This is a genomic window from Microbulbifer agarilyticus S89 (genome assembly GCF_000220505.1).
Taxonomy (GTDB): domain Bacteria; phylum Pseudomonadota; class Gammaproteobacteria; order Pseudomonadales; family Cellvibrionaceae; genus Microbulbifer; species Microbulbifer agarilyticus_B.
This window is the reverse complement of record NZ_AFPJ01000041.1, coordinates 1-3,730: the sequence shown is the minus strand read 5'-3', so window position 1 is coordinate 3,730 and position 3,730 is coordinate 1. Positions and strand designations below refer to the sequence as shown.

3 protein-coding genes are annotated in these 3,730 nt (G+C 51.9%); all 3 read left to right on the top strand.

Translation table 11 applies throughout. From position 1 onward, the window contains the following. On the top strand, positions 1-938 hold a 938-nt coding region (locus AS89_RS18875; RefSeq protein ID WP_010133151.1), incomplete at its 5' end, for a hypothetical protein. 263 nt (positions 939-1,201) lie between these two features. Then, complete coding sequence (locus AS89_RS0113145) at positions 1,202-2,683, top strand: TolC family outer membrane protein (RefSeq protein ID WP_010133150.1); 1,482 nt, start codon at positions 1,202-1,204, stop codon at positions 2,681-2,683. Then, a partial coding sequence (locus AS89_RS17560) for an ABC transporter transmembrane domain-containing protein (RefSeq protein WP_010133149.1) occupies positions 2,680-3,730 on the top strand: 1,051 nt, incomplete at its 3' end. The genes AS89_RS0113145 and AS89_RS17560, both read left to right, overlap by 4 nt.

Sequence of the window (3,730 nt, the reverse complement as noted above, 5' to 3'; positions counted from 1 at the left end):
CCGATGCCGATGCCGACTGCGACGCCGATGCGGATGCAGACGCCGACGCAGATGCCGATGCCGATGCGGATGCGGATGCCGATGCAGACGCCGACGCAGACGCCGACGCAGACGCCGACACAGATACCGATGCCGATGCGGATGCGGATGCCGATGCCGATGCCGATGCAGACGCCGACTCAGATCTCGATAATGCGATCTCCTACGTCGCGTTCAGATTGGAAGATGGCCGAGTTATCAAGGTCGAAGGCTTTGAAGGTGAGTTCGCCGAGATCAAAGATCCGGCGTATCCGCAGACGCTTTATGACTGCATCGAAGATGAGTACGGGTCTCCGGTAGACCAGGATGGTCCGGGTGATCCATACATCATCAAGGCGGGCTCAAGTGGCATTGGCAATGGTCATTACGATCCAGATGGCAATGAAACCACGACAGACGGCTGGCCGACGAATATGTCGGGCAACGTCGGAGGACCTGGTGTCTTTGATGAGATTGATGTGGCCGACTTGTGCGATGACGGTGAATCCTTGATGAGTTCGTCGCCTGCTGAACCTGACGTAGTCGAAATAACGGACTTCGACGAGATGACCGATGGCTTGGTACCGATGGCTGATGCTGACGTCACAGAACAGCTTGAAGACGTGTTAGGAAACATCCTCGGCGACGTTATTGAGATCGCTGAGCATATTTCTGACCAATCCAATGGCCACGACTACCTGTCAGCAGAAGAGGAAGCGGCTGGGTATCCGAGTCTTCATGACTTACTCAGTGACTACCTGGAGAGTGAGTCGATTACCGGGTTGGGGGCTTCTAGTGACTCCGTTGGCGAGGTGTTAACCGACATGCTCCATGAGCATCTTTCACAGGATATTTCGCCAGCTGACATGGAGGACCCAATGAGGGATATGTGGAGCCAATCTGGTCAGCATGATATTTAGTATTTCGATTTGATTTAGTCTTATCCTCGAAATTACCGGGCCTCGTGCCCGGTTTTTTTTACTCGCTTTTTGGCGAAATCCTGAAAAATATTACCCGCACTAATTATTTGAAATGAAATAGTCAAAATCGATTGGCGCACCGGACATTAGCTCACGCCTACACTGTTGATTAATTGAACTAAAATTTTCGAGGAAATATCAATAAATTTTCCGCCGAATGCCTTCGAATAGGACTGCAAGGCGGCATATATAAGTGGATTAACGTGAAGCAGCGATACGGGCTCATCAGCCAATGGATGGCTATCCGTCATAAATGCGATCATTTACCTGTCACATTTTCCCATATCTTGAAGGCTTCACTACTGCTTGGGGGAGCCTGGGTACCTCTGTCGCAGGCGGAACAGTTAGAAGTTATCAGTCCTTCTCAAATTCAAGGGCAGGTCACTAAGGACCAATTTCACTCACCCAGGCCACTGGTTGCCACTACATATTCAAGCCATACACCTCTTGAGCTGGATTTTAATGAAGCGGTATCTCAGGCCGTCGGCTGGCATCCGGCGGTTGGTGAATCCGTTGGTGAACTTCGCCGCCAGCAGCAAAACATTCGCGCCGCACGCGCTGGATACTTTCCCCAGCTAAGTCTCGGTGTGATTGGTGGGTACGACTCGGAGACGGATGGTGATGGTGACGGACATGCTGTCCAGTTGTATGTATCTCAAGTCATCTACGATTTTGGGAAAATATCTGGCAGTGTCGATGCCGCGACTGCAACGGCGCATGCATCCCAAGCGCGTGTTCTCTTGCAGATTGATACGGTTGCGCGAGATACCGCTCAGGCAGCGCTGGAGGTATTGCGCTACCAGACGTTAATGCGCTCTGCGGATGCCCAGGTTGAAGGCGTGTCAAGCATTTCTGATTTAGTAAGGATGCGCAACCAACGTGGTGCGAGTACACGTTCAGATGTCTTGCAATCTCAGGCACGTATTGAGTCTGCCAGGGCAAACCGTCAGCAGACATTGGCACAGCTCAGCCGCTGGCGCAGCGTACTACAAAACCTTGTGGGAGTTACTGAACCCATTGTTTTAAAGCCGGGGGTGCCCGGTGCCGTGATGAATGGCTGCATGGTGGATCCATTAAAGGTGAATACTGCACCAAGTGTACTTGTCGCAGAGGCGGAGCGTTCCCAGGCTGTGGCCCAACTGAAGGAAGCGCGTGCACAATCGTGGCCGACATTGTCGTTGGACGGCAGTGTGAACCGCTACCTGGATCAGCAATATGTCGACTCGAATGCATTGAACGACCACGAAAGTGCAATTTTTCTTAATTTGTCCATGCCGATTTATCAGGGCGGGCGAATTTTCTCGAACAGAGATGCCGCGAACTTTGCCATGCGTTCCGCTGAGGCCGCAAAGGATACAGCGCAGCTTACCGTCTCCAGGGATCTAAGGATCGCGCAAAGTCAGAGTGTCGGGTTAGAACGCAGCCTCAACATTTTGGATGCCAGGTTACGGGCAATTGAAGAAACGCGGGATTTGTACAGAAAACAATACTCGGCACTGGGCACACGTACGCTCGTTGAACTCCTGAATTCTGAAGACGAAGTCCAGCAGGCGCGAGTAGAGCTGGCAAATAATCAGTATGACTTGTATCGGCTCAACATCGATTGCCTGTATACCGTGGGCGAAATTCGAGCGGCCTTCGCTCTGCAGGGGCGCAGTATCCAGGGAGTGGAGATTTTGCCATGACGGAAACTCACGAGCCATTGAACCCAGGTACGAGTCAAGATCCTGGTCAGGACGGTAGTAGTCCGCAGTCTTCGGATTATCGGCCTTGGATGCGCGCAATTATCGCCATCGCCAAGTATTATCGACTTGATTTCTCGGCAGAAAATGTCCGTATCGCATCGCAATGGGGGAAAGGCGAAACGTCTGAGAACATGGTGCGTAGTATGGCCAAGCAGGCGGGGTTAGTTGCGAAGTTCAGTAGGTTCGACGAAGGCATGCTAAGCCCGTGGCGGCTGCCTTTGGCCGTTCAACTGAAAGGTGGGCAGGTAGGGGTAATTAATGCCATTAGTGGAGAACGCGTTGTTTCGGTTTTGTTTAGTGGCGATGCTGGTGCTGCTTCGCAGATACCGGCGGATAAACTAGCAAAGCATATTGATTCTGTGACCATATTGCGCCCTGCAAGCAATATTGCCGATGCCAGGGTCGATGACTACGTTAAGCCGCAGCAAACACATTGGTTCCGGTCGATCATTCTTCGTGATCTGAAACCCTATGGTCACGTAATGCTGGCGACCACTGTGGCAAATGTGCTCGCGCTCGCGGGTATTTTATTCGCCAAGCAAGTTTACGATCGCGTGATTCCTGCAGAGTCCACGGCGACATTATATGTTTTATTCAGCGGTGTAATGGTCGCTGTCCTGTTTGACTTTCTCATGCGCGTCAATCGTGTCCGTGTAACAGATCTGCTGGGTAAACGTGCGGATATACGGGTATCAGACCTGGTGTATGGCCATGCAGTACGGGTGCGCAATGATGCACGCCCTAAATCTACCGGTGCTTTTATCTCTCAGATTCGTGAGTTAGAGCGTGTCAGGGAGTTGGTGACTTCCACGACGATTCTCGCCATTGCAGATATGCCTTTCTTCTTTTTATTCTTATTTTTTATGTGGTACCTGGCCGGTCCGTTGGCGTTGGTGCCTTTGGCTGCGCTTGTGGCTCTCATTATTCCGGGCCTCTTGGCTCAGCCCAAGCTCGCACGCCTTGCGGGTGAGTCGATTCGGGAGTCAT